The 23,109-nt window shown below is 75.1% G+C and carries 26 protein-coding genes; 17 read left to right on the top strand and 9 right to left on the bottom strand.

Annotated elements, in window-relative coordinates; all coding sequences use genetic code 11:
• Window positions 1-14: 14 nt before the first annotated feature.
• On the bottom strand, window positions 15-1,148 hold the full coding sequence (locus BMW99_RS15670) for a sensor histidine kinase (RefSeq protein WP_069465441.1): 1,134 nt from the start codon (window positions 1,146-1,148) through the stop codon (window positions 15-17).
• A complete protein-coding gene (locus tag BMW99_RS15665) occupies window positions 1,141-1,935 on the bottom strand; it encodes a response regulator transcription factor (protein WP_075016987.1) in 795 nt (264 codons plus the stop codon). Before BMW99_RS15665 ends, BMW99_RS15670 begins: the two co-directional genes overlap by 8 nt.
• A 293-nt stretch (window positions 1,936-2,228) precedes the next feature.
• Here BMW99_RS15665 and BMW99_RS15660 point away from each other — a divergent pair, with 293 nt between their 5' ends.
• Together BMW99_RS15660 and BMW99_RS15655 are read left to right on the top strand one after the other, a co-directional pair.
• Window positions 2,229-2,900, top strand: a complete 672-nt coding sequence (locus BMW99_RS15660; RefSeq protein ID WP_075017023.1) for a class I SAM-dependent methyltransferase — start codon at window positions 2,229-2,231, stop codon at window positions 2,898-2,900.
• 1,126 nt (window positions 2,901-4,026) lie between these two features.
• Entirely contained in the window at window positions 4,027-5,265 is a 1,239-nt protein-coding gene (locus tag BMW99_RS15655) for a M14 family zinc carboxypeptidase (RefSeq protein WP_322900202.1), read from the top strand.
• On the opposite strand, the gene BMW99_RS15650 is transcribed toward BMW99_RS15655, so the two are convergent.
• Entirely contained in the window at window positions 5,234-5,773 is a 540-nt protein-coding gene (locus tag BMW99_RS15650) for a GNAT family N-acetyltransferase (protein WP_069466432.1), read from the bottom strand. The genes BMW99_RS15655 and BMW99_RS15650 overlap by 32 nt on opposite strands.
• Before the next feature lie 204 nt (window positions 5,774-5,977).
• Between BMW99_RS15650 and BMW99_RS15645 the strand changes: the two genes are divergently transcribed.
• Window positions 5,978-6,196 (top strand): lipopolysaccharide assembly protein LapA domain-containing protein, encoded by a 219-nt coding sequence (locus BMW99_RS15645; protein ID WP_069466441.1) that lies wholly within the window; start codon window positions 5,978-5,980, stop codon window positions 6,194-6,196.
• A gap of 83 nt (window positions 6,197-6,279) precedes the next feature.
• On the opposite strand, the gene BMW99_RS15640 is transcribed toward BMW99_RS15645, so the two are convergent.
• Window positions 6,280-6,765, bottom strand: a complete 486-nt coding sequence (locus BMW99_RS15640) for a GNAT family N-acetyltransferase (protein ID WP_407640297.1) — start codon at window positions 6,763-6,765, stop codon at window positions 6,280-6,282.
• Window positions 6,766-6,817: 52 nt separating this feature from the next.
• On the opposite strand from BMW99_RS15640, the gene BMW99_RS15635 reads away from it, so the two are divergent.
• From BMW99_RS15635 to BMW99_RS15605, 7 genes are all read left to right on the top strand, one after another.
• Window positions 6,818-7,630, top strand: coding sequence for an exodeoxyribonuclease III (locus BMW99_RS15635; protein WP_069466433.1), 813 nt, complete (start codon window positions 6,818-6,820; stop codon window positions 7,628-7,630).
• A 207-nt stretch (window positions 7,631-7,837) separates the two neighbouring features.
• Window positions 7,838-8,284, top strand: coding sequence for a tRNA (N6-threonylcarbamoyladenosine(37)-N6)-methyltransferase TrmO (gene tsaA / locus BMW99_RS15630; RefSeq protein WP_069466434.1), 447 nt, complete (start codon window positions 7,838-7,840; stop codon window positions 8,282-8,284).
• 147 nt (window positions 8,285-8,431) lie between these two features.
• Entirely contained in the window at window positions 8,432-9,163 is a 732-nt protein-coding gene (locus BMW99_RS15625; protein ID WP_069466435.1) for a Mut7-C RNAse domain-containing protein, read from the top strand.
• Between the two features lie 302 nt (window positions 9,164-9,465).
• Window positions 9,466-10,086, top strand: coding sequence for an ArsR/SmtB family transcription factor (locus tag BMW99_RS15620; protein WP_069466436.1), 621 nt, complete (start codon window positions 9,466-9,468; stop codon window positions 10,084-10,086).
• Window positions 10,083-10,634, top strand: a complete 552-nt coding sequence (locus BMW99_RS15615) for a dihydrofolate reductase family protein (RefSeq protein ID WP_069466437.1) — start codon at window positions 10,083-10,085, stop codon at window positions 10,632-10,634. Before BMW99_RS15620 ends, BMW99_RS15615 begins: the two co-directional genes overlap by 4 nt.
• 3 nt (window positions 10,635-10,637) lie before the next feature.
• Window positions 10,638-11,387 (top strand): SRPBCC family protein, encoded by a 750-nt coding sequence (locus tag BMW99_RS15610; protein WP_069466438.1) that lies wholly within the window; start codon window positions 10,638-10,640, stop codon window positions 11,385-11,387.
• A gap of 168 nt (window positions 11,388-11,555) precedes the next feature.
• The gene (locus BMW99_RS15605) at window positions 11,556-12,269 is read left to right on the top strand and encodes an alpha/beta fold hydrolase (RefSeq protein ID WP_069466439.1); all 714 of its coding nucleotides are present in this window, start codon (window positions 11,556-11,558) and stop codon (window positions 12,267-12,269) included.
• Here BMW99_RS15605 and BMW99_RS15600 read toward each other — a convergent pair.
• Window positions 12,223-13,245 (bottom strand): MerR family transcriptional regulator, encoded by a 1,023-nt coding sequence (locus tag BMW99_RS15600; RefSeq protein WP_079138899.1) that lies wholly within the window; start codon window positions 13,243-13,245, stop codon window positions 12,223-12,225. The two genes, BMW99_RS15605 and BMW99_RS15600, sit on opposite strands and share 47 nt — an antisense overlap.
• 179 nt (window positions 13,246-13,424) lie before the next feature.
• Here BMW99_RS15600 and BMW99_RS15595 point away from each other — a divergent pair, with 179 nt between their 5' ends.
• The 3 genes from BMW99_RS15595 (at window position 13,425) to BMW99_RS15585 (ending at window position 15,899) form a co-directional block, all read left to right on the top strand.
• Entirely contained in the window at window positions 13,425-14,246 is an 822-nt protein-coding gene (locus BMW99_RS15595) for a GNAT family N-acetyltransferase (protein WP_075016985.1), read from the top strand.
• 180 nt (window positions 14,247-14,426) lie between these two features.
• Window positions 14,427-15,308: a L,D-transpeptidase family protein gene (locus BMW99_RS15590; protein WP_245791477.1), complete on the top strand. Its 882-nt coding sequence runs from the start codon at window positions 14,427-14,429 to the stop codon at window positions 15,306-15,308.
• A gap of 213 nt (window positions 15,309-15,521) precedes the next feature.
• Window positions 15,522-15,899, top strand: coding sequence for a nuclear transport factor 2 family protein (locus tag BMW99_RS15585; protein ID WP_069467481.1), 378 nt, complete (start codon window positions 15,522-15,524; stop codon window positions 15,897-15,899).
• A gap of 175 nt (window positions 15,900-16,074) precedes the next feature.
• Here the strand turns inward: BMW99_RS15585 and BMW99_RS15580 are convergent, their stop codons facing one another.
• The 3 genes from BMW99_RS15580 to BMW99_RS15570 all read right to left on the bottom strand — a co-directional run bounded on the left by BMW99_RS15580 (window position 16,075) and on the right by BMW99_RS15570 (window position 18,405).
• Complete coding sequence (locus BMW99_RS15580; RefSeq protein WP_245791476.1) at window positions 16,075-17,184, bottom strand: phosphatidylinositol-specific phospholipase C domain-containing protein; 1,110 nt, start codon at window positions 17,182-17,184, stop codon at window positions 16,075-16,077.
• Window positions 17,185-17,381: 197 nt separating this feature from the next.
• The gene (locus BMW99_RS15575) at window positions 17,382-17,693 is read right to left on the bottom strand and encodes an AzlD domain-containing protein (protein ID WP_075016984.1); all 312 of its coding nucleotides are present in this window, start codon (window positions 17,691-17,693) and stop codon (window positions 17,382-17,384) included.
• A 49-nt stretch (window positions 17,694-17,742) separates the two neighbouring features.
• Window positions 17,743-18,405 (bottom strand): AzlC family ABC transporter permease, encoded by a 663-nt coding sequence (locus tag BMW99_RS15570; protein WP_069467389.1) that lies wholly within the window; start codon window positions 18,403-18,405, stop codon window positions 17,743-17,745.
• Window positions 18,406-18,523: 118 nt separating this feature from the next.
• On the opposite strand from BMW99_RS15570, the gene BMW99_RS15565 reads away from it, so the two are divergent.
• Both BMW99_RS15565 and BMW99_RS15560 read left to right on the top strand, forming a co-directional pair.
• Entirely contained in the window at window positions 18,524-19,123 is a 600-nt protein-coding gene (locus BMW99_RS15565; RefSeq protein WP_069467390.1) for a helix-turn-helix domain-containing protein, read from the top strand.
• Between the two features lie 118 nt (window positions 19,124-19,241).
• On the top strand, window positions 19,242-20,066 hold the full coding sequence (locus BMW99_RS15560) for a crotonase/enoyl-CoA hydratase family protein (protein ID WP_075016983.1): 825 nt from the start codon (window positions 19,242-19,244) through the stop codon (window positions 20,064-20,066).
• A 158-nt stretch (window positions 20,067-20,224) separates the two neighbouring features.
• Here BMW99_RS15560 and BMW99_RS15555 read toward each other — a convergent pair whose 3' ends face one another.
• Complete coding sequence (locus BMW99_RS15555; RefSeq protein ID WP_069465145.1) at window positions 20,225-20,734, bottom strand: anthrone oxygenase family protein; 510 nt, start codon at window positions 20,732-20,734, stop codon at window positions 20,225-20,227.
• Between the two features lie 312 nt (window positions 20,735-21,046).
• Here BMW99_RS15555 and BMW99_RS15550 point away from each other — a divergent pair, with 312 nt between their 5' ends.
• Window positions 21,047-22,051 carry an AraC family transcriptional regulator gene (locus BMW99_RS15550; RefSeq protein WP_069465146.1) on the top strand — a complete coding sequence of 335 codons (1,005 nt, stop codon included), beginning with the start codon at window positions 21,047-21,049 and terminating at the stop codon, window positions 22,049-22,051.
• Window positions 22,052-22,165: 114 nt separating this feature from the next.
• A complete protein-coding gene (locus BMW99_RS15545) occupies window positions 22,166-23,089 on the top strand; it encodes a LysR substrate-binding domain-containing protein (RefSeq protein ID WP_069465147.1) in 924 nt (307 codons plus the stop codon).
• Window positions 23,090-23,109 lie beyond the last annotated feature (20 nt).

Genomic DNA, 23,109 nt, shown 5'->3' with positions numbered 1-23,109 from the left:
CCCGCGGCGCCCGTTCACCCCTGCGGGACGGGCGCCGCGGGCAGCGGCAGCACCACGTCGAACCGGCAGCCGCCCGGGATGTTCTGCACCGCGGCCCTGCCGTGGTGCGCCTCCACGATGCCGCGGACGATGGCCAGGCCCAGGCCCGCGCCCGCCGGGGGCGTCCGCGCGCCGGTGCCCTGCCAGCCGGTGTCGAAGACCCGCGGCAGGTCGTCCACCGGGATGCCGCCGCAGCCGTCCGACACCGACAGCACCACCGAGTCGGACGCGTCGTCCCGCCGTGCCGACACCGCCACCGTCCCGTCGGCCGGGGTGCGGTGGATCGCGTTGGCGAGCAGATTCGCCAGCACCCGCGTCATCTCCCGGCCGTCCACCTCCACCGGCACCTGCTCCACGCGGTCCCCGACCAGGCGCACGCCGTGCTCGGTCGCGAGCGCGTTCGCCCCGGCGATCGCGTCCCCGACGAGGTCGTAGACCGACATCCGGGTGGGGGACAGGGCCAGCACGCCGGCCTGGATCCGCGACAGTTCGAACAGATCCCCGACCATGCCGCTGAGCCGGTCCACCTCGGCGCGGATCTGCCGGTGGTAGCGCGCCGGGTCCTCGGCTATGCCGTCCTCCAGCGCCTCCGTCATCGCCCGCAGTCCCGCCAGCGGCGTCCGCAGGTCGTGCGAGATCCAGGCCACCAGTTCCCGGCGCGACGCCTCCAGCGCGCGCTCCCGTTCCCGCGACGCCGCGAGCTTGGCGCTGGTGGCCGCCAGTTCCCTTCCCAACTCGGCGAGTTCGGCGGTCGGCGCGCCGACCGGCGCGGCGAAGGCGTCGCCGTCCCCGAACGCCCGGGTGGCCGCGGCCAGCGCACGGCTGCCCGCCACGACCCGCCGCCCCAGGATGAGCGTCACGGCCAGCGAGACCACCGCGGCTATCGCGCACACCGTGGTGACCACGCCGAGATCGTGCTCGGACAGGAACATCGCCCACGCCACCGACAGCGTGCCGGCGAGCATCGCCGCCACCGTCACCACCGCGACGACGGCCAGCGACAGCGCGACCGAGCGGTTCCGCACCAGGCGCAGCACCTGGGCGCCGAGCAGGCCCGCCGCGGCGGCGCCCAGCGCCGCGTAGGCCGCGATCAGCAGCAGGTCATGCACCGACCTCACCCGCCTCGGCAGCGGGATCGGAGACGGCGGGCGCGGCGGTGGCGGGGTCCGGGCCGCCGGCCGGGTCGAAGCGGTAGCCCACCCCCCACACCGTGCTGATCAGCCGCGGCCGGGCCGGATCGTCCTCGACCTTCTCCCGCAGCCGCCGCACATGGACCGTCACCGTCGACAGGTCGCCGAACTCCCAACCCCACACCCGGCGCATCAGCTCCTCGCGGCCCATCACCCGGCCCGGATGCCGCAGGAAGAAGGCCAGCAGATCGAACTCCCTGATCGTCAGCGGCAGTTCGCGGCCGTCCCGCAGTGCGCGGCGCGCCGCCGGGTCGAGCGCGAGGCCCCCGGACCGCAGCCACGGGCCCGGCGCGGGCGCCCCGCCGGACCGGCGCAGCACCGACTCCACCCGTAGCACCAGCTCGCGGGGGCTGAACGGCTTCGTGACGTAGTCGTCGGCGCCGACCTCCAGGCCGAGGATCCGGTCGTCCTCGTCGCCACGCGCAGTGAGCATGACGACGGGCACGGGTCCGCCCTCGCGTATCCGCCGGCACACCTCCAGACCGTCCATGCCCGGCAGCATCAGGTCCAGCACCACCAGGTCGGGGCGCGCCACCGCCGCCCGGTCCACCGCCGACGGCCCGTCGGCGACCCGGTCGACGGCGAATCCCGCCCGGTCCAGATAGCCGGCGACGACCTCCGCGACGGTGGGGTCGTCGTCGACCACCAGGATCCGCCGTCGCGGCGGGGCGGGCGACGGCGGGACGGGAACGGTTGCGCTGTTCATGGACCCGAGTCTGACACCCACCACTGACAGTGACCATGGGCGGCGGCCCGCGTAGCGGCGCCGTCCGTGTTTCGTAAGAACCCGCAACCCGAAATGTCCGTTCCGTCTCCGTAGGGTGAGCGCGTGACCAACCCGCCCCACCGCACGGCCCGTGCCGCCACCTCTCCGCCCGTCGGGACCGCCGCCGCCGCGCCTGCCGTCTGCGCCGGGACGCCGCGCCGGGACCGGGACCGGTGACCGCGCGCGTGCCGGCGGCCGCGATCCCCGCCTCGCGCCGGGCGGAGGATCAGCCCGTGACGACCGTCGCGGCCGTCGCGGCCCCCCGACCCGGCTGGGGCGGCGACCCCTACGCCCACGCCCTGGCCCGCGGCCGGGGCCCGCTGTTCCTGCGGCGCGCGGACGGCTGGCTGCTGCCGCTCGACGTCGAGCGCTGGTGCGCGCCGCCCGACGACGCCGACGCGACGGTGCTGGCGCGCTGCCGCGGACCGGTCCTCGACATCGGCTGCGGGCCCGGCCGGCTCGTCGCCGGCGCCGCCCGCCGCGGTCTGCCCGCGCTCGGCGTCGACGTCAGCCCCGCGGCCGTCGCACGCACGAAGGGAATCGGTGGCGCGGTGCTGCGCCGCTCGGTCTTCGAGCGGCTTCCCGCGGAGGGACGGTGGGGCACCGCACTCCTCGCCGACGGCAACATCGGCATCGGCGGCGACCCCGTCGCGCTCCTCCGCCGTGTCCGCTCCCTCCTCGCGCCCGGCGGCCGCCTGCTCGCCGAGGCCGCACCCTACGAGGTCGACGAACGCCTGACCGTCCGCGTCGAGGACGCCCGCGGCCGCCACGGCCGCGACTTCCCCTGGGCCCGCCTCGGCCCCGCCGCCCTCCGCGCCGCCGCCCGCCACGCCGGCTGGACCATCACGGAGGAATGGTCCGCCGCCGACCGCCCCTTCGCCGCCCTCTCCACCCCCGCACCCTGAGGCCCCTTCCCGCCGCACCGACCCCGGCACCCGTGCCGGATCGCCCCCCACCCCTCGCCACTCCGCCCGGCCCCCCTGACGCCGGCCCCGGGGCCCGTCGCTTTCACGCCACCGCGTGCCACGTCGTTCGTCGGCCCCCTGCTGAGGCCGGCCGTGGCCCGGCTTCCGGGCCCGTGGCATCCGTACTGCCGTGCCGCCCCAGCGCGTCCCTGCTGACGCCTGCCCCCGGCCCCGCCCTTCGGGCCCGTCGCCTTCACGCCACCCCGCGCCAGGTCGTTCGTCGTCCCTCTGCCGACGTCCACCGAGGCCCGGCCTCCGGGCCTGTCGGCATCCGTGCCGCTCTGTTGCCGCGCCTCGGCGCCGCCTGCGCGCAGCCGGGTCGCCCGGCCACCTCGTCCCCGCGTCCCCCGCGCCGCCGCGCACTCCGTGCTCGTGCGGGGGCGGGGCGGGTTCGGGGGATGAGATTGGGGGGGCGCAGAGGCCGTGTCGGGTTTGACCGGATCGGGAGGGGCGGCGTCGCACGTCTGCCGGGGGATTGCGTACGGCGGCTGCGGACGGCGTCGTCATCGCCTGGGCGGAGGAGCCGTACGCCGTCCAGCCAGACACAGGAGTGCGCGGGTGTCTGCCGCGTCACCCGGGTGAGGGGCGCAGGCGCTCCGCGGGGTGGGGCCGCCGGGGCCGAGGGACCGTGCCGCGCCGCAGGTCCGGCCGGGCGCGGGGGCGGTCGCGCGCTCGCTGCGGTGGGCTCCGCGCCGGTGGCGGACCACCGGGGGACGCGGTCGCGGGGCCGGGCCGCGCGGCCCCTCGGCCCTCCGGCGTAGGCGGGGTACGCCCGCCCGGGCGCCGCGGCGCCACGGCGAGGACGCCCCCGCGAGGGACGCGCAGGTACGGCCGGGTGGACCCGCGCTGCCCACCGGGGCCCCGGGGCCCCGGCGGCCCGACGTCACGCCGCCCGCCGCGCGGAACGCGATCACGTCGCGCCTCCGGCCAGGCGCGATGGCGCCCGGGGAAAGGGCCGGGTAGCACCGTTGACACCTCCGCGGGGACCGTGACCTACTAACGGGATCCACTCGATGTCGTAATGCGGCCGGGGCGTGCATGGCGCTTCGGCTCCAGGGGGATTGCGGTGACGAGACAGCGCTATCCGACGACCGCCGAAGTCGTCGACGGAGCACGCGCGTTGACAGTGAGGTTTCCCGGCACGTGCCGGCTGCGGGAGGTCGGCAGATCGCGGGCGGGGCGGCCGCTGCTGATGCTGACGGTCGGTCAGGGGCCGCGGAACGTCCTGGTGGTGGCGGGCCCGCACGCCAACGAGGCCGCGGTCGGCGGCGCCACGGTGCTGCGCCTGGCCGCGCGCATGGCCGAGATCCGCGAGCGCGGCGAGGACGACGGCAGCGCCTGGCACTTCGTGCTGTGCATCGACCCCGACGGCGCCGCCCTCAACGAGCCCTGGCTGCCCGGCCCTTACACCCTGCGCGGCCACTACGAGCACTTCTTCCGGCCGTGCTCCGCCGAACAGCCCGAGTGGCTGCCGCACGACGAGGACGCGCAGCCGCCGGTCCTGCCGGAGACCCGCGCCCTGCTGGGAGTGCTGGACGCGCTGCGTCCGGTGCTGCAGTGCTCGCTGCACGGCATCGACATCGGCGGCAGCTTCGTCCAGCTCACCAGCGACGTGCCCGGCGTCCCCGAACGGATCGGGAAGTCCGCCGCGGAACTGGACATACCGCTGGAGAGCGGCTCGTCCGACGCGTTCCAGTGGCCGAGCCCCGGCCCCGGTGTCTACGTGATGCCGCCCACGAACGACCCGGCGGCGGGCGACGGCGCCCACTCCACCTGGGCGCACGCCCAGCGCTACGACGGCGTGACCGCCATCGTCGAGGTCCCGATGTGGGCGTGCGACCGCAGCGCCGACACCACCCCGCACCCGGACCCCGACCACGCCCTGCGCACCGCGGGCGCGGCCCTGCGCCGCGATCTGCCCACGGTCGCGCGGGTGCTGGACGGGATCGACCCCGACGTCATCGGCGCCGACAGCCCGATGCTGCGTACCGTCCGCGAACTCGTCGGCATCGGGCCGCAGTTGAGTGCCGAGTGGGACCCGGCCGTGCGGCCGCCCGGCGCGGCGCCGCTGCCGGAGATGACCACCGCCCGGGTCACCAGCATCCAGGTGTACGCGCAGCGCATCCCGCTGCGCGCCGCCGCGATGCTGCGCCGCATCGCCGACCTGCCCTGCGTCACGCGCCTGGTCGACCAGTGGTGCGCGGAGTACGAGCGGGCCTACCGGCCGCGCTGGGTGCCCGTCGAGGACCAGGTCGAGCAGCAGGCCCGGAGCGTCATCGCGGTGTACGAAGAGCTGTGTACATGAACGCGTCGCGCAGCTCGCCGCCGACCCGCATCCAGTCGCGCATCAGGCCCTCGCGCTGGTAGCCGCAGCTCTCCGCGGTGCGCTGCGAGCCGGTGTTCCACGGTTCGACGTGCAGTTCCAGCCGGGCGACGGCCAGCTCGCCGTGCCCCCACGCGGTGATCGCCCTCAGCGCCGCCGCGGCGGCTCCGGCGCGGCGCCCCGGCGGGGCCACCCAGTACCCGACCGAGGCCCGGTCGGGACCGAGCGCACGCAGGCCGGCGTGGCCGACCGCGCGCCCGTCCACGGCCCTGGCGATCGCGAAGGGGTACAGCCCGCTCGCCGGCCGCCCCCACTGCCGCTCGACGAACGCGATCCCGGCGTCGCGGGTGTAGCGGGCCGGGACGGTGTTCACCAGCGGGATGTAGGGGTCCTGCGCGGCCTCCTCGACCACGGCGAGGTCGGTCAGTTCCCAGCGCCGCAGGACGTAGTCCCCGGCCGGCAGCACCGGAAGGTCGCGCAGCGTGTCCATGGGTGCATGCTGGCAGGTGGGGGCGGGACCGCGCGAACGGTTTGGACGCCCGCGATCACCCGGACGGACCGTCCCGGGCCCCGGCCGCCGCCAGGTGCGGCGAGCATGGACGGGGGCGAACGAGAGCGGGTGAACGTCATGAGCGGGACGGGCGGACCGGACGGCACCGGCGGTGTGGGCGCGCCGCCTCAGGAGAAAAGCGGCATGCGCCAGCGGATGACGCCGGCCCGGATCACGGTGCTGGTCCTCGGCGTGCTCGCGCTGATCTTCATCTTCGAGAACACCCACAGCGTCCGGATCAGGCTGCTGATCCCCGAGGTCACCATGCCCCTGTGGGGAGCGCTGCTGATCACGTTCGTGATCGGCGGGCTGGTCGGGATATACGCCCAGTTCGCCCGCCGGCGCCGCCGAAGGAACCGCTAGCGCCGCCACGGACGGCGAACAGCCCGGAGCGCAGCCCGGCAGCCGGTCCCGGCGGCGGGTGCCTGCGGCCGGTGCCGGCCGCCTCAGGACAGCGGCTTCCCCATGCACACCGACAGCTCGTGGTCCCGGTAGTACCCGAACTTGTCCACCGGCGCGTAGCCCGACGACTCGTAGAGCCTGATCGCCTCGGGCTGCTTCAGCCCGGTCTCCAGCACCATCCGCTGCCGGCCCGCGGCGGCGGCCGTCGACTCCAGCTCGGCCAGCAGCCTCCGCGCCAGGCCGCGCCCGCGCGCCTCCGGCACCACGAACATGCGCTTGACCTCGGCGTCGCCGTCCGTGAACCCCTCGGGTGAGGCGTCCTGCGCACGCCAGCCACCGCTGGCCACGGGAGTGCCGTCGGTGTCGTAGACCAGCAGGTAAAGGCCCTGCGGCGGGGCGAAGTGCGCGGCGTCCATCGTCGTCAGGTCGCCGTCCCCGTACCGCAGCACGTACTCCTGCTGGACGAGGTCGTTGAGCTTCATCGCGTCGGGGTGGTCGAAGCGCGTCGTTCTGATCTCCACGGTCACTATCGTACGGGCGTACGGTCCTGATCCCGACGCGCGGTCCCGGTAGGGTCCAGGGGTGCTCACCGTCACCACCGCCAACGTCAACGGCCTGCGCGCCGCCGCCAAGAAGGGCTTCCTGCCCTGGCTGGAGAACACCTCCGCCGACGTGATCTGCCTGCAGGAGGTCCGTGCCGAGCCCGACCAGCTCCCCGCCGAGCTGCGCGCGCCCGCCGGCTGGCACGCCTACCACGCGCCCGCCGCCACCAAGGGCCGCGCCGGGGTCTCCGTGTTCAGCCGCCGCGAGCCCGTGGCGGTGCGCGTCGGCTTCGGCGCCGCGGAGTTCGACGCGTCCGGCCGCTACCTGGAGGTCGACCTCCCCCACGCCGGCACCGTCGTGACCGTCGGCAGCCTGTACCTGCCCTCCGGCGAGGCCGGCACCGAGCGGCAGGAGGAGAAGTACCGCTTCATGGACGCCTTCCGGCAGCACCTCGCCGCGACGCTGGAGCGCACGGACGGCGACTCCGCCGGTCACGCCCTGGTGTGCGGCGACTGGAACATCGCGCACCAGGAAGTGGATCTGAAGAACTGGCGCGCCAACCAGAAGGCCGCCGGATTCCTGCCGGAGGAGCGCGCCTGGATGTCCCGGGTGCTGGCGCCCGGCGCCTGGAGCGACGTCGTCCGCGACCTCCACCCCGACACCGCGGGCCCCTACTCGTGGTGGTCCTACCGCGGCAAGGCCTTCGACAACGACAGCGGCTGGCGCATCGACTACCAGGTCGCCACCCCGCGCCTGGCGAAGACCGCGTCCACCGCCGTCGTCGAGCGCGCCGCCTCCTACGACCGGCGCTGGTCCGACCACGCCCCGGTGACGGTCTCCTACGACCTCTGAGGCCCTACGACCTCTGAGGTCTGAGGCCCGCGACCTCTGAGGCCGGGGGCTCCCCGTCGCGCCCGCCGCCCGGCCGGCGGCCCGCCGGTTTCGCCGTGGACGAGCCGATACCCCACCGGTGACGCGTCCGCGCGGCCTACGATCTGGTGGACCGGCCGCCGAGGGCCGGCGAGCGGACGAGACCGCACGGCAGCGGGAGGCGCGCGCATGACGGCAGAGCACACCCAGGAACCGCCCGGCACGTCGTTCCCGGTCGTCCCCGTGGGCCACGTCGAGTCCCCGCTCCGGGACCAGGCCGACGCGCCGCGGCAGGGCGACGAGGGCGCGCCCGAGGCATGGCTGGTGTTCGCCGACGCCTACCGCCCCGCGCTCCGCGACGTCGCCGAGGGCAGCGACGTCCTGCTGCTCACCTGGCTGGACCGGGCCGACCGCACCCGCCTCACCGTCCACCCGCGCGGCGACGCCGCCCGGCCCGAGCAGGGCGTGTTCAGCACCCGCTCGCCCGACCGCCCGAACCCCATCGGCCTGCACCGGGTCCGCGTCCTCGCCGTCGACCCCGGCGGCACCCGCCTGCGCGTCAGCGGTCTCGAGGCACTCGACGGCACCCCGCTGCTCGACGTCAAGCCCGTGCTCGGCGGCATCGCGGAGCGCTAGGGCCTGTCGTGCGGATCCCCGTGGGCGAAGGAGCGGTGTCCGGGGCGGGCCGGGCGCCGCGACACCGCGGAGAACCACACGACGGACCCTGGGCGGAGCCCGGGAAACGCGTGGTCCGCCGGCGGGTGCCGGTGGCATGCTGAGGCCGTGAGCCGACCGCGTATCACCGTCAGCATCCCCGCCGAACTGCACGTGTTCGTCTCCTCGGACCGGCGCCGGTCCGAGGCCGTCGACGTCGCGACGGACGGGACCTCGTCGCTCGGCCACGTCGTGGAGTCGCTGGGCATCCCGCTCACCGAGGTCGGCGGGCTCGGCGCGGACGGCCGCGAGGTCCCCGTCGCGCACGTGCCGGCCGACGGCGAGCACATCTCCGTGGCCGCGGTCACCCGGCCCCAACGCGTGCCGGGTGCCCCGCTGCGCTTCCTCCTCGACGTCCACCTGGGCACGCTGGCACGGCGGTTGAGGCTGCTCGGCGTCGACGCCGCGTACCTCAACGAGGACATCGGCGACCCCGCGCTCGCCGCCCGGTCGGCCCGCGAGAAGCGCGTGATGCTCTCCCGCGACCGCGGCCTGCTGCGCCGCCGCGAGCTGTGGGCCGGCGCGTACGTCTACAGCGACCGCCCGGAGGAGCAACTCCACGACGTCCTGGACCGGTTCGCGCCCGAGCTCGCCCCCTGGACGCGCTGCGTCGCCTGCAACGGGCCGCTCGCGCAGGCCGACAAGGCCGCCGTCAGCGACCGCCTCCACGACGGCACCCAGCGCTCGTACGACGTCTTCGCCCAGTGCACGGAATGCGACCGCGTGTACTGGAAGGGCGCCCACCACGCCACCCTCCAGGCCCTGGTGGACGACGCCCTCCGCACCCACCCGACCGCCTGAGACCCTTCTTCCGGCAGGGCCCGACCAGGCCGTCCCGCCACGGGCGCGGGCGGCCCTCCGCCCCGTACCGCCGCACCGGCGCCGGCGCCGGTCCTGCCCTCGCGCCCATCCGTCGTCCCGCCGCGCCCCGCACCCAGCCGCGCCTCGCCCCCGCGCCGAGCCACGCCCACCACCCGCGCCGTCGCGCCGCGGACAAGCCGGTCGTGCTGCCCGGATGCTCCTCCCGCCGTGAGCCGTCACGCCGCCACACCGACAATTCCTCTCTCCTGGACAAAAAAAGTTTTCGGTGAGACGGTGGAGTCATGTTGGACGTGAGCGTGATCGAGGACGCGGAGGCGGCCGCCGTCTCCCTGGACCCGACGCGGGCCCGGCTGCTGGCCGAACTGGCCGGCGGGCCCGCCTCGGCGGCGATGCTGGCGGCCCGCGTCGGGCTGCCCCGGCAGAAGGTCAACTACCACCTGCGGGCGCTGGAGAAGCACGGCCTGGTCGAGCTGGCCGGCGAGCGGCGCAAGGGCAACGTGACCGAGCGGCTGATGCGGGCGACCGCCGCCTCGTTCGTGATCTCGCCCCTGGCCCTGGCCCAGGTCCAGCCGGACCCGGACCGTTTCCGCGACCAGCTCTCCGCGCGCTGGCTGCTGGCCGTCGCCGCCCGGCTCGTCCGGGACGTCGGCGCGCTGATCACCGGCGCGGACCGGGCCCGCAAGCGGATCGCCACCTTCGCCCTGGACGGCGAGGTGCGGTTCGCCTCCGCCGCGGACCGGGCGGCCTTCGTCGAGGAGCTGACCCACGGCGTCAGCGCGCTCGTCGCCAAGTACCACGACGCGGACGCCGAGGGCGGCCGGCCGCACCGGATCGTCGTGGCCCTGCACCCCACCGTGAAGCCGCAGGTCGCGGCACCGGACGAAATCGAGGCAACACCATGAGGAAGCTGATCGTCAGCGAGTTCCTGACCGCCGACGGCGTGATGGAGTCCCCCTTCGAATGGCACGGCGCCTACTTCGACGAGGACATGGCCCGTACCGTCTCGGCGCAGATGGCGGCCTCCGACGCGCTGCTGCTCGGCCGCACCACGTACGAGGGCTTCGCCGAGGCGTGGCCCGCGATGGCCGACCAGCCCGGCGGCGCCCACATGAACGGTGTCGCCAAATACGTCGTCTCCACGACGCTGGAGAAGGCCGACTGGAACAACTCGACCGTCATCTCCGAGGATCCCGAGGGCGCCGTCCGCGCGCTCAAGGAGCAGGAGGGCGGCGACATCACCGTCATGGGCAGCGCCACGCTCGTGCGGTGGCTGCTCGCCAAGGGCCTGGTCGACGAGATCGAGCTGCTGATCGACCCGATCGTCGTGGGCCGCGGCAAGCGCCTGTTCCAGGAGGGCCCGGCCGCGATCCCGCTGGCCGTCGTGCGGTCCGAGATGTTCGGATCCGGCGTCCACCACGTCGTGTACGCCCCGCAGCGGAAGCAGGGCTGAACCATGGGCAAGCCGTTCGAGATCGTCCGGGAGTTCGAGGTCGAGGCGAGCCCGGAGGAGGTGTGGGACGCGCTGACGTCCGGCACCGCCGGCTGGCTGTGGCCCATGGAGTACGAGCCGCGCGAGGGCGGCGCGGCCCCGCACGGCGGCACGGTCACCGCCTGGGACCCGCCGCACCGCCTCGCCGGCCGCACCGAGATCGCCGAGGCCGACCTGCCCGAAGGCGGCCCCCGGCAGACCCTGAACCAGCTCGACCACCTCATCGAGCCGCGCGAGGGCGGCGGTTCGTGGGTGCGCTACGTGCACAGCGGCATCCTCGTCGACGACTGGGACAACCAGTACGACGGCGCGAACCGGCACACGGACTTCTACCTCCACACCCTGCGCCAGTACCTGCTGCACTTCGCCGGCCGGCGTGCGACGTTCTCCGGCGCGGACGGCACGAGCGCCGCGTCCGGGGCCCCCGACGCCCTCGACGCCGCCGCCCGGGCCCTGGGACTGCCCGGCGGCGCCGCTGAAGGAGACGCCGTGCGGGTCCTGCTGCCGGGTGCGGAGACACCGGTCGATGCCGAACTGGACTTCCGCAACGCGTACTTCATCGGCCTGCGCACGCCCGACGCGATGGTCCGCGTCTTCGGCCGCAACCGCTTCGGGGCGACGGTCGGCGTGACCGTCCACGACTTCGCGGCCGGCGCGGACGCGGCGCGCACCGGCGCCCGCTGGCAGGGCTGGCTGGACGAGGTGTACGCGTAACGGGGCACCGCTCTCGGCGGTCGGTGCGCCGCGGACCCGCGGGTGGACGGTGTGGGCCTGCGGTGCCAGGCGGGCCCGCGGCCGAGCGGTGCGGTCGAGCGGTGGCTGTCGGAGGCCGGTGACACGATGGCCGTCAGGCGATCTCCGACGACGGGCAGGGCGGTTGGCATGGCGACGTACGTACTCGTTCCCGGCGCGGACGGCGCCGGCTGGTACTGGCACCTGGTTCTCCCCGAACTGCGCGCCGCCGGCCACGACGCGGTCTCGCTCGACCTGCCCATGCACGACGCCGCCGACCTGGACGACGTCGCCGACGCGATCGCCGAGGCGGCCACCGGGGCGCTCGCCGCCGCCAGGAGCGCGGGGCGTGAGGGCGGTCCGCTGGTCCTGGTCGCCCAGTCGCTGGCCGGGTTCTCCGCGCCGCTGGTCTGTACCCGGCTGCCTGTCGACCGATTGATCCTGGTCAACGCGATGGTGCCGCGGCCCGGCGAGACGGCGGGGGAGTGGTGGGACGCCACCGGCCAGCCCGCGGCGCGCGCGGCCCGCGCGGAGGCGGACGGACGGCGCGGCCCGGACGCCCAGTTCGACCTGCGCACCGACTTCTTCCACGACGTCCCCGCCGCGGTCACCGACGAGGCGTTCGCGGCCCAGCCCGGCCCGCCGCCCTCGGGGGTGTTCGCGCAGCCCTGGCCGCTGGCGTCGTGGCCGGACGTGCCGACCCGGTTCCTCCAGGGCCGGGACGACCGGTTCTTCCCGCTGGAGTTCCAGCGGCGGGTGGTCCGCGAACGCCTCGGCCTGGACGTCGAGGAGGTGCCCGGCGGCCACCTGGGAGCGCTCAGCCGCCCGCGGGAGCTGGCCCGCGCCCTGACCGGTCCGGCATGACCGGTGGCCCGTCGGGCATGGCGGGGGATCGTGCGGTGGTGACGGGTGCGGCGTCGAGAGCCCGTACCGTCCAGTCCAGGACCGGGGCCGGACTCGGCGGCTCCTGCCACCCGTTGACCGTGGCGAGCAGCCGGAGGTAGCGCTCTCGCCGCGGATCGTTGAGGCGCTCCAGCCGGCGTGCCAGACGCGTGCGCACGTCGGCGCCCGGGCCGACGAAGGGGGCGCACCCCGCCTCCAGCGCCGCCACGAACGGCGCGGCACCTTCCCCGCCGGGCACGACACCGGCCGCCACCGCGGGCCCGGCGAGCTGGACGACGGTCGCCGTGAGGTCCCGGCTCACGCCCGGCGCCGCACCCTCCGGCCGCCCGGCCCGGGCCGCGTGCTCCTCGGCCAGCTGCCGCATGTACGCGCGGAATCCGGGGTCACCCGCCAGTTCGGCGAGTTCCACCCAGGCCCTGACCTGTCCCGGCTCGGGATCCTCCGGCAGTTCCGGTGACAGCGACCGCATGATCCCGGTGAACGCCGGGTCGGCGGCGAGCCCGTGGAAGACGTCGTCGAGGAACGCCCGCACGAGGCGCGCGCGTTCCTCCTCGGAGAGCCTGGCCAGCTGGTGCACGAGCGTCAACTCCTCAGGTTCTGGGCCGCGTTCCGCCGCGGCCGCCAGTACGGCGCGCCGCAGCCGCAGCACGCGGATCTGCACGTCGAGCGCGGCGGCGTGCTCCGCCGCGACGTCGGACAGCGGACGCTCCCGGGCGACGACCTCGCGTACCGTCTCCAGGTCCACGCCCAACTCGCGCAGTGTCCGGACGAGTTCCAGCCGGGCCACGGCATCGGCGGTGTACCGCCGGTAGCCCGCGGGAGTGCGGCCGGCGGGCGTCACGATGCCGCGGTCGGAGTAGTACCGCACGGCCTTCACCGTCAGGCCGGTGCGCCGGGCGAGTTCGCCGATCGAGTGGAGCGGGCCGCTGTCGTCCATGGCGGCCACTGTGCCGTCTCCCCTCGGGGGAGACGCAAGCGCCGACCGGAGTTCGCACGGAGGTTCGTGCCGAGGTTCGTGGGGCCGACGTCGGGCGAACGTGCGGCGATAATCGCGGGACGACGCGCGACCGCTCGGAGACGGGGGCCGCGGGGCGGTTCGGACGAGGACGGGTGGGCATGACGGGCGAGGGCATTTCCGCGGCGGACGCGGCGGACGCGGCTGGTCCGGTGGACGCCGTGGACGCCGCCGGTCCGGTGGGAGGGGCGGGCGCGGTGGACGCGCCGGACGCGGGGGTCACCGTGGTGCCGGCGAACGAGGCCGCATGGGAGGACCTGGAGCTGGTCCTCGGGGGCGCACGCTGCCACGGCGGACAGTGCTACTGCCAGCGGTTCAAGATCCCGAACCCGGAGTGGCGGGTGACGGACGACGCCGAGCGCGCCCACCGGCTGCGCGAGCAGAGCGAGTGCGGGCACCCCGGCGCGCGGACCACCAGCGGTCTGCTGGCCTTCATCGGTGGCGAGGCCGTCGCCTGGTGCGCGGTCGAGCCCCGCACCGCCTATCCCAAGCTGCGTGGCACCCGGATCCCCTGGGCGGGTCGCGACGAGGACCCCGCCGACCCCGGAGTGTGGGCCGTCACCTGCTTCGCGGTCCGCGCCCCCGCCCGCCGCACCGGCATCACCCACGTCCTGGCCCGTGCCGCCGCCGACCTGGCCCGCAGCAGGGGCGCCCGCGCCGTCGAGGGCTACCCCACGGTCACCCACCCCGGCCAGGACGTGCCCTGGGGCGAGCTCCACGTCGGCACGGTCAGCGCGTTCGCCGCGGCGGGCTTCACCGAGGTGAGCCGCCCCACCAAGCGCCGTGCGGTCATGCGGCTCGACTTCGGCGACGGCGGCGGTGGTGCCGGCGGCGCGCGCGACGCCACCCATGGCGCCGGGGAGACGGGGGACGGCGGGGACGGCGGGGACGGCGGCCCGGAGGCGGGCCCGGCGGCCGGCTGACCGTCCGGCAGGGCGCGTCGCCGCGCGCCGGACGCCCGCCATCCGGGGCACCGCGTCAGCGTGAGTTAACGCCGCCTCACCCGAACGGCTCCGTCGCGAATACGGCGTCTGGGACCAAAACGGGCGCCGACGGGGGTCGGATACCAAGACCCGGCGGGTGGTTTGCGAGGATCGACGGCGATGACTTCCACTCCGACCGAATCGCTCGACCAGAGCGACACCGATCCCAGCCGTGGCCGGCGACGGCACCGGCGACCCCGTCGTACCGCCGCACGCAAGGGCGTGATCGTGGCGGCGGCGGGGGCGGTCGGGCTGGCCGCGCTCGGCACGGGGTACGTCCTCCTCGGCCGGCAGGGCGGCCTCGCGGCCGCCGCCGACACCCGCGTGCACCAGCCCGCCCCGGCCGCGCCGGTGCCGACCCGCGCCAACGCCCCCGCCGGCCCCGGGACCCTCGGCGTCAGGGACACCCTGCCGCTCTCGATAGCCGGGCTCGGGCCGAAGACGCGGGCGGCCATCCCCGCCGGCAGCACGCAGGTGCTGGTCGCGTCGGGCAAGGCCAAGAACTCTTCCGACACCGTCGTGACCCTGTGGACGCGGACCAAGGACGGCCACTGGCACGCCGGCACCCCGTGGCCGGCGCACAACGCCCTGCACGGCTGGACGGCCACCCACCACGCCGGGGACCTGCACAGCCCGATCGGCGTGTTCACGCTGCACGACGCGGGCGGTTTCGACGCCGATCCCGGCTCGAAGCTGCCGTACCACCACTCGTCGAAGTTCCAGGCGGGCGGCGTCGGCTTCGACGGCGAGCCGCTCGACGACGCCTTCGACTACGTGATCGCCATCGACTACAACCGTGTCCCCGGCACGTCCCCGCTCGACAGCACCCAGCCGATGGGCGAGGACCGTGGCGGTGGCATCTGGGTGCACGTCGACCACGGCGGCCCGACCCACGGGTGCGTCAGCGTCTCGGCCGCGCACATGGTCGAGTTGCTGCACACGCTGACACCGGCCGGCCATCCGGTGATCGTCATGGGCGACCGCGCGTCGCTCGCCTCCTGAGCGGAGGACCGCCCACCCGGCGGTCCTCCGTCAGGCCGTCTCCCGCGGCACCCCCCGCCGCGCCCTTTCCGCCGTCCCGCTTCCGGCCGGTCGTCGCGCCTTACTCCCACGGGAGTAGCGCGGAGGCATACCGCCGGGCGATGCCCCGAACCGCCCGCGGCGGGACCCTGTCGGGGACAGCGACACCCGCGATCCGTGACGGAGGCAACCGGCATGACGACGCTCCCGCAGGAGCTGGCGGAGTTCCCGCAGCACTGGGCCGACACCGAGTGCCGCGGCGACGTGGAGGAACTCCGGCGCCTGCTCACCGACGACTTCACCGCCGTCGGGCCCCGCGGCTTCGTCCTGGACAAGGAGCGGTGGCTCGACCGCTACGCCTCCGGCGCCCTCGTCCACGACGCCTTCGCCTGGACGGAGGTGGCGGTCCGGCGGTACGGCGGAGCCGCCGTGGCGGTCGGCGTGCAGCGCCAGCAGAGCACATACGACGGGCGGGACGCCGACGGCCACTTCCGCATCACGCAGACCCTCGTGGAGGAGGACGGCCGCTGGAAGCTCGCCGCCGTCCACCTCAGCCCCACCGGCGCACGCTGAGCCGCCGCCCGAAGGGGCACCGCGCCGGGACCCGCCCCGCGCCGCCGCGCCCTCGGCCGCCGCCTGACGAGCCGTCGCAGGTGTGCCCGCGGCCGGCGGACGCCGGACGCGGGCACCGAGGGGAGCCGGGCGGCGGGGCCGAGCCCGGACCCCGCCGCCGGATCGGGGGGGCGGCTCAGCCGCGCGGCACCACCATCGACTGCACCTGGGTGAGGCCCCGCCAGTCGTTGGACGCCACCGTCGCGTGGGCCTTGGCCAGTTGGGCGACCCGGGCCTGCGCGTCGGCCGTTGACGGGTTGGTGTCGTCGAGGGCCGGCGGGACGTTCTGCGCGTCCGTCATGAACAGCAGGTAGTGGTGTGTGTCGTACCAGCTGGTGTCGATGCTGCCGTTGAGGTACGTGGCCGCGTCGCCGTCGAAGGCCACGAACCACGGCCGCAGCGAGGTGTCCGAGTAGCGCGAACGCGGGTCGCCCGCCTGGGCGTTGTGCACCGACGGGAAGATGTTCGCCTGCGCGGTCTTGCCCTGGCTGTGCAGGTCGCGCAGGTAGCCTGCGTACTCCTGGTCGGTCCACAGCGAGTCGGTCGGGTTCGACTCCTCGACCGTGCCGGGGATGACCTCGAGGATCACCTTGCCCGCAAGCTGCGCCCTCGTCGGCCAGTTGCCCGCCGTGGCGGCGTCGTCGAGCGTCGCGTACTGCCCGCCGCCCGGCTTGTTCAGCAGGTCGTTCGGCTTGAACACCAGGCTGCCCAGGTGCGCGCTGATCGACTGGTCGAGCTTGGCCGCGCTCATCCCGAACGTGGCCTGGAAGCCGGCCTTCATCTCCAGCTTGATGAACAGCGGCCCGTGGCCCGGGTGCGCGCCGAGCCACACCCGCACGTCGTCCAGGCAGCTCTCCAGGTCCTTGTTCGCCCCGCCGGTGTACAGCTGCGACGGCGTCGAGGCGTTGACGCAGTTGTTGCTGTTGCCCGCCGGGTTGGAGTGGCTGACCTTCCATTCCTGGGTGAGGAAGTCGTCCCAGACGTCCAGTTCGATCATCGAGGTGCCCGAGTCGAGCCCCTGCGCGAGGTAGCTGAACGCGGACGGGTCGTACGTGTTGTGCAGGCCGGAAGTGGTGGCTCCGGACAGCGGCAGGTTGTCGCCGTCGGCGGCGGAGGCGTTGACGCCTCCGGGCCCTGCGACGGTGAACGCCAAGCACGCGGTGAGCGTCCCGAGCAGTGCGGTGCGCACGGCGGCGCGCGGGCGCAGCGCGCCGCGTCGTGCCCGACGGATGAGCGGACCGGTCACGTGTCCTCCTGTGGGGGGCGGATCTCCGTCTGGACGGTGACGCCCACTCGTGAATCGACGGAGACATGACACGTAACACGATCTGGAATCCTGCTGTCACCTCCGATTCGCGCCGGATTTCCGACAGGAGTACGGGAGTTGGGTGGGAGGGAGCCGGGTGGGGGAACGGCCCGCGGCCGGTGGGTGGGGGACGGCGATCACGGGAGGCCGAGCAGGCGGAGTCCCGCCGCGGTCGCCGCGGCCGCGACCACCACCAGGGCGAACGGCGCCCGGCGCCAGGCGAGGAGTGCGCCCACCGCGACCCCGGCCGGGCGGGCGGGCCCGGCGAAGTGGTGGCCCTCGGTCAGCGCGGCGGTGGCGACCAGCGCGGCCAGCAGGACGACCACCGCCACGCCCATCGCCCGCTCGACCCGCGGCGAGAGCCGCACGCGGGCCTTCAACAAGGGCCCGGCGAAACGGAATCCGAACGTGCCCGCGCCGAGGACGGCGGACGCCAGGGCGAGTCTCACTCCGGAACCGCCTGACCGGGCCCCGGGCCGGGGTCGCGCGCCGAGCCGTTCACCGTGCCACCGCCAGCCCGGCCAGGGCCAGCAGCACCGGAACTCCCGCCGGGAGCCAGGGTGTCGCGGTCAGCGCCACCGCCGCTCCGACGCCCGCGGCCCGGCGGGGGGCACGGTCGCCGAGGGACGGCAGCAGCAGCGCCACCAGGACCGCCGGGAACGCCGCGTCCAGCCCGAACGCGTCGGTGTCACCGACCGCCCGGCCGCCGAACGCGCCGGCCAGCACCCCGAGGTTCCAGGCGGCGAACAGCCCCGCGCCGCACCCCCAGTAGGCGATCCGCCGCCGCCGCGGATCGTCCTGCGCGAGGGTGAAGGCCACCGTCTCGTCCACCATCAGATGACTGCCGGCCAGCCTCCGCAGCCACCCCGTGGCCAGGACGTCGCCCACCGCGAAGCCGAACGGCAGGTGCCGGGCGTTGACCAGCAACCCGGCGGCGACGGCCGCGACCGGGTTGCCGCCCGCGCCGACGATCCCGACGAACAGGAACTGCGCGGCCCCCGCGAAGACCACCAGCGACAGGAGCACGGGCAGCCACAGCGGCAGTCCGAGGCCGACCGCGATCGCGCCGAACGACACGCCGACCAGTGCGTCGGCCACGCAGACCAGGGTGATGTCCCGGGCCAGGCCCGGGCGCATCAGGGTTCGTCCTATCGAACGCATCACCCTTTAGAATGAACACGACGCCGGGCGTTCGTCAAACCGTACGCTCGGACTGATCTGCCGAACGGCGCGAACGGCGCGAACCGAACGAACGGCGCGGAGGGTACGGAGGGCGGTCATGGCACCAGCAGCACGGCGGGCGGCACCCGGCGGCGAGGACCGCCCGTCCGGCGGCCCCCCGCTCGCGGCCATCGCCGCGTCCCTCCAACGCGAACGGCGCCGCGCCGGACTCTCCCTCGCCGAGACCGCACGCCGCGCCGGCATCGCCAAGTCCACGCTCTCGCAACTGGAGTCCGCCACCGGCAATCCGAGCGTCGAGACGCTGTGGGCGCTCAGCGTGACCCTGGACGTGCCGTTCGCCCAGCTCGTGGACCCGCCGCGGCCCCGCGTGCACGTCATCAGGGCGGGCGAGGGCCCGACCTTCAGTGCCGAGCACTCCGACTACGTGGCCACCCTGCTCGCCACGTGCCCGCCCCACGCCCTCCGCGACATCTACGTCGTCACCGCCCAGCCCGGATTGGCCCGCGAGTCCGAGCCGCACATGCCGGGCCTCGTCGAGCACGTCGTCCTGAGCACCGGCCGCGCCGAAGTCGGCCTCACGGAGGACCCGGTGGAGCTCGGCCCCGGCGACTACGTCTCCTACCCGGGCGACGTCGCCCACGTCTTCCGCGCACTCGAACCCGACACCGTGGCCGTGCTCCTCTCCGAACACCACTGACAGCCCGGACACCACTGACCTCACTGGTCCTGCTGACACCGCCCGCGCCGACAGGGGACGGCTCCTGCTCCGCCCACCCGTCGCCGCACAGACCACCGATCACCGAGGGGCCCGGAAGATGACCGACGAGGACGCCCGGCGGACCGGCAAGACCGCCGCCACCCCTGCCGTCCGCACCGAGCGCGCCGGCGCGATCAGCACCGTCGTGCTGTCGCGGCCCGCGGCCCGCAACGCCGTCGACGGCCCGACGGCCGCCCGACTCGCCGACGCCTTCAGGGCGTTCGACGCCGACGAGGCCGCGTCCGTCGCGGTCCTCTGGGGCGAGGGCGGCACGTTCTGCGCCGGCGCCGACCTCAAGGCCATCGGCACCGAGCGCGGCAACGCCGTGGAGGACGACGGCGACGGCCCCATGGGCCCGACCAGGATGCGGCTCGGCAAGCCCGTGATCGCGGCCGTCGCGGGCCACGCGGTCGCCGGCGGACTGGAGTTGGCGCTCTGGTGCGACCTTCGGGTGGTCGAGGAGGACGCCGTCCTCGGCGTCTTCTGCCGCCGCTGGGGCGTGCCCCTGATCGACGGCGGCACCGTGCGCCTGCCCCGGCTGATCGGCGCCGGACGCGCGATGGACCTGATCCTGACCGGCCGCCCGGTCGGTGCCCGCGAGGCCCTCGCGATGGGCCTGGTCGACCGCGTCGTGCCGGCCGGCCAGGCCCGCCCGGCCGCGGAGCAACTCGCCGCGCAGATCGCCGCGTTCCCCCAGACCTGCCTGCGCCAGGACCGGCTCTCCCTGCTGGAGCAGGAAGGCCTGCCCGAACGTGACGCCTTCGCCGTCGAGTTGGCACGCGGCCGGATCTCGCTGGCCGAGGCCGCCCAGGGGGCGGCACGGTTCGCGGCGGGGGAGGGGCGGCATGGCGCCTTCACCCCGGCGGACGGCCCCGACAGCTGACAGGCGGGCCGTCCGGCGGCCGTCCGGTGTGGCGGACGGCCTGACCGGCGCGTCCATCCCGCCAGGCCGCGCGAGGAGGGCGGGGGCTGCGCCGACCGTCGGAACGCGCCGGGCCGTCGCCCGCCGCATCGCCGTGTAGGTCGGCTGACCGCTCCGGCTCAGCCCCGTCCCGACGCCCGCGCCACGGACCGCATCGCCCAGGCCAGGCACCCCAGGGCCGCGGTGCTGGTCAGCGTCCGGGCGACGGTCCAGTGCACCCATGTCGTCTCGAACCTCTCGCGGACGGCGGCCAGATCGTGGATCCGGGCCGGATCACCCGCGTGCGCCAGCTGGTTGTTGAGCGGCACGTTGAGCCCCATCGTGATCACCAGGGACGCGGCGTAGAGCACCACGCCCGCGATGATCCAGGGCAGCGCGGGACGGCCGTCGCCCCTCCAGTTCAGCGCGATCGACACGACCCCGAGCACCAGCGCCCCGCCGAACGCGACGCTGAACCAGCCGTTCAGGATGGCCACGTTGACGCGCTGCATCGTCTCGACGAACGTCCGGTCGCCGGCCCGGGCGAGCCCGGGCATCACCGCGACGGAGAACGCGAAGTAGAGCCCGGCCATCAGCCCGGTGGTGAGCGTCGCGGCGAGCAGGACGATGCTGCGGATGTCGCCGTTCACGGCAACTCCCTTCCGTGGAACGCGGGTCGGACGGCCGTCCGCCCGCCACCGCGGAGCGGGCGGGCGCCGGGACGCGGGCGGACGCCCGGAGCCCCACGGTTGTTGAGGGGCGTGGTCCGACGTCAGCGGCCGGGCCTGGCGATGCGGCCGGGGCGGACCGGGTGCCGGCGTTCCGGAGCCGTACGGGTCCGGCGTGTGCGGGGCGAGCGGCGCGTTCGAGGTCATGTGCCCAGTACAGCCGCGGAGTCCGCGCCCCGGCCATGTGCGAGAAGCGCGTGGCCATGCGCATGCGTCCAGACCTAAGCTGGCGCCATGGACGCGCTCGCGACCCTGCTCGACGGCCCGCGGGCGCGCGGTGCCTTCCTGCTGCGATCGATCCTCACACCGCCCTGGTCGCTGCGGATCGAGGACCGCGCTCCCGTCACGCTGCTGTTCATGGTGCGCGACGAGGGCTGGATCGTCCCCGACGACGCGACCCCGGTGCACCTGCGGCCCTGCGACGTCGCCGTGGTCCGCGGACCCGAGCCCTACACGGTCGCGGACGCCCCCGGGACCGAGCCGCGCATCGTGATCCGCCCCGGCCAGGTGTCGGCCACCCCGCAGGGCGAGGAGCTCTGCGAGGAGATGGACCTCGGAGTCCGTACCTGGGGCGACCGGGCCGAGCCAGGACCCCCTCCGGTCGGGGCGGACGGCTCGGTCGATGCGGCCGGCCCGGGCGGCCCGGGCGGCTCCGCCGTCATGATCAGCGGCACGTACCAGATGGACGGCGAGATCAGCCGTCGCCTGCTGACCGCGCTGCCGCACGTGCTCGTGCTGCCGCGCGACTCCTGGAACAGTCCGCTGCCCGGACTGCTCGCCGAGGAGATCGTCCGCGCCGCGCCCGGGCAGGACGTGGTGCTCGACCGGCTGCTGGACCTGCTGCTCATCGCGGTCCTGCGCGAGTGGTTCTCCCGGCCGGAGGCGGGCGCGCCGTCCTGGTTCGCGGCCCAGAGCGACCCGGTGGTCGGCCCGGCCCTGCGACTGCTCCACGACGATCCGGCGTACCCCTGGACCGTAGCGGGCCTGGCCGCCAGGGCCGGCGTGTCGCGCGCCGCGCTCGGCCGCAGGTTCACCGATCTGGTCGGCGAACCGCCCATGGCCTACCTCACGAGCTGGCGCCTCGCACTGGCCGCCGACCTGCTGCGCGAGCCCGACGCGACGATCGCCGCGGTCGCCCGCAAGGTCGGTTACGGCAGCCCGTTCGCGCTGAGCGCCGCGTTCAAGCGGGTCCGCGGGGTCAGTCCGCAGCAGCACCGGGACGCGGTCGCCGCGTCCTGAACCGACGGCCCGGTCCGGCCGGCCCGCTCTGGCCGACGTCCCGTACCTCGCGCCGGCCGACGGCCTGACTCGTTTGTACTTCACGATCGCTTCATGAGTGTTTAGTCTGGCTGCATGAAAGAGTGGGACCTGAGGAAGCTGCAGATCCTCCGCACGCTGCGAGACACCGGCACGGTGACGGCCGCGGCCGCCGCCCTGCGCATGACGCCCTCGGCGGTCTCCCAGCAACTCGCCGCGCTGTCCAAGCAGATAGGGGCACCCGTCATCGAGGCCCGGGGCCGCGGAGTGCGCCTCACCGGTGCCGCACACGTGCTGTTGCGGCACGCCGAGGTCGTGTTCGCGCAGCTGGAGCGCGCCGGGGCGGAGCTCGACGGGTACGCGCGGGGGGACGCCGGCCTCGTGCGGATCGGCACCATCGCCACCGCGATCAGCCGGCTCGTCGTGCCCGCGGCCGAGTTCCTGCGGCGCTCCGCACCCGGGATCACGCTGTCCGTGCGGGAGGCCGAGGCGGCCGAGGTGTACGAGGAACTGGCCGCCGGCGAGGTGGACCTGGCGGTGTCACTCGCGGTCGACGCGCCCACTGCCCGCGACGCGCGCTTCGTGGTGTTCCCGCTGCTCGCGGACCCGATGGACATCGCGCTCCCGGCCGGGCACCCACTCGCCGCGGTGCCGGGGCTGCGGCTGGCCCGGCTGGCGGAGGAACCGTGGATCTTCGGCAGCCGCGGGCCGTGGCGCGAGATCACGCTGGCCGCCTGTGCCGACGCGGGCTTCGTGCCCGAGCAGGCCCACGCCGCGGCCGACTGGCCGGCGATCTTCTCGCTGGTCGCGGCGGGTATGGGGATCGCCCTGGTGCCGCGGATGGCGTTCTCGGGCGGGCTGCGCAACGAGGTGGCCGTGCGGCCGCTCGACGCGGACCGCCCGCTGCGCCGCATCGTGGGCGCGGTGCGCGGCGGTGCCGAGGACGCCCCGCTGCTGCGCCGGACGATGGCGGCGCTACGGCAGGCCGCCGAGCTGGATCCGACCGTCAAGTTCAACTGAAGAATTGGTTCAGTAAGTTT

It is taken from the genome of Actinacidiphila rubida, from assembly GCF_900110255.1.
In the GTDB taxonomy this organism is placed as follows: Bacteria; Actinomycetota; Actinomycetes; order Streptomycetales; family Streptomycetaceae; genus Actinacidiphila; species Actinacidiphila rubida.
The sequence above is the reverse complement of the archived record's forward strand: the minus strand, read 5'-3'. Positions and strand labels throughout refer to the sequence as shown.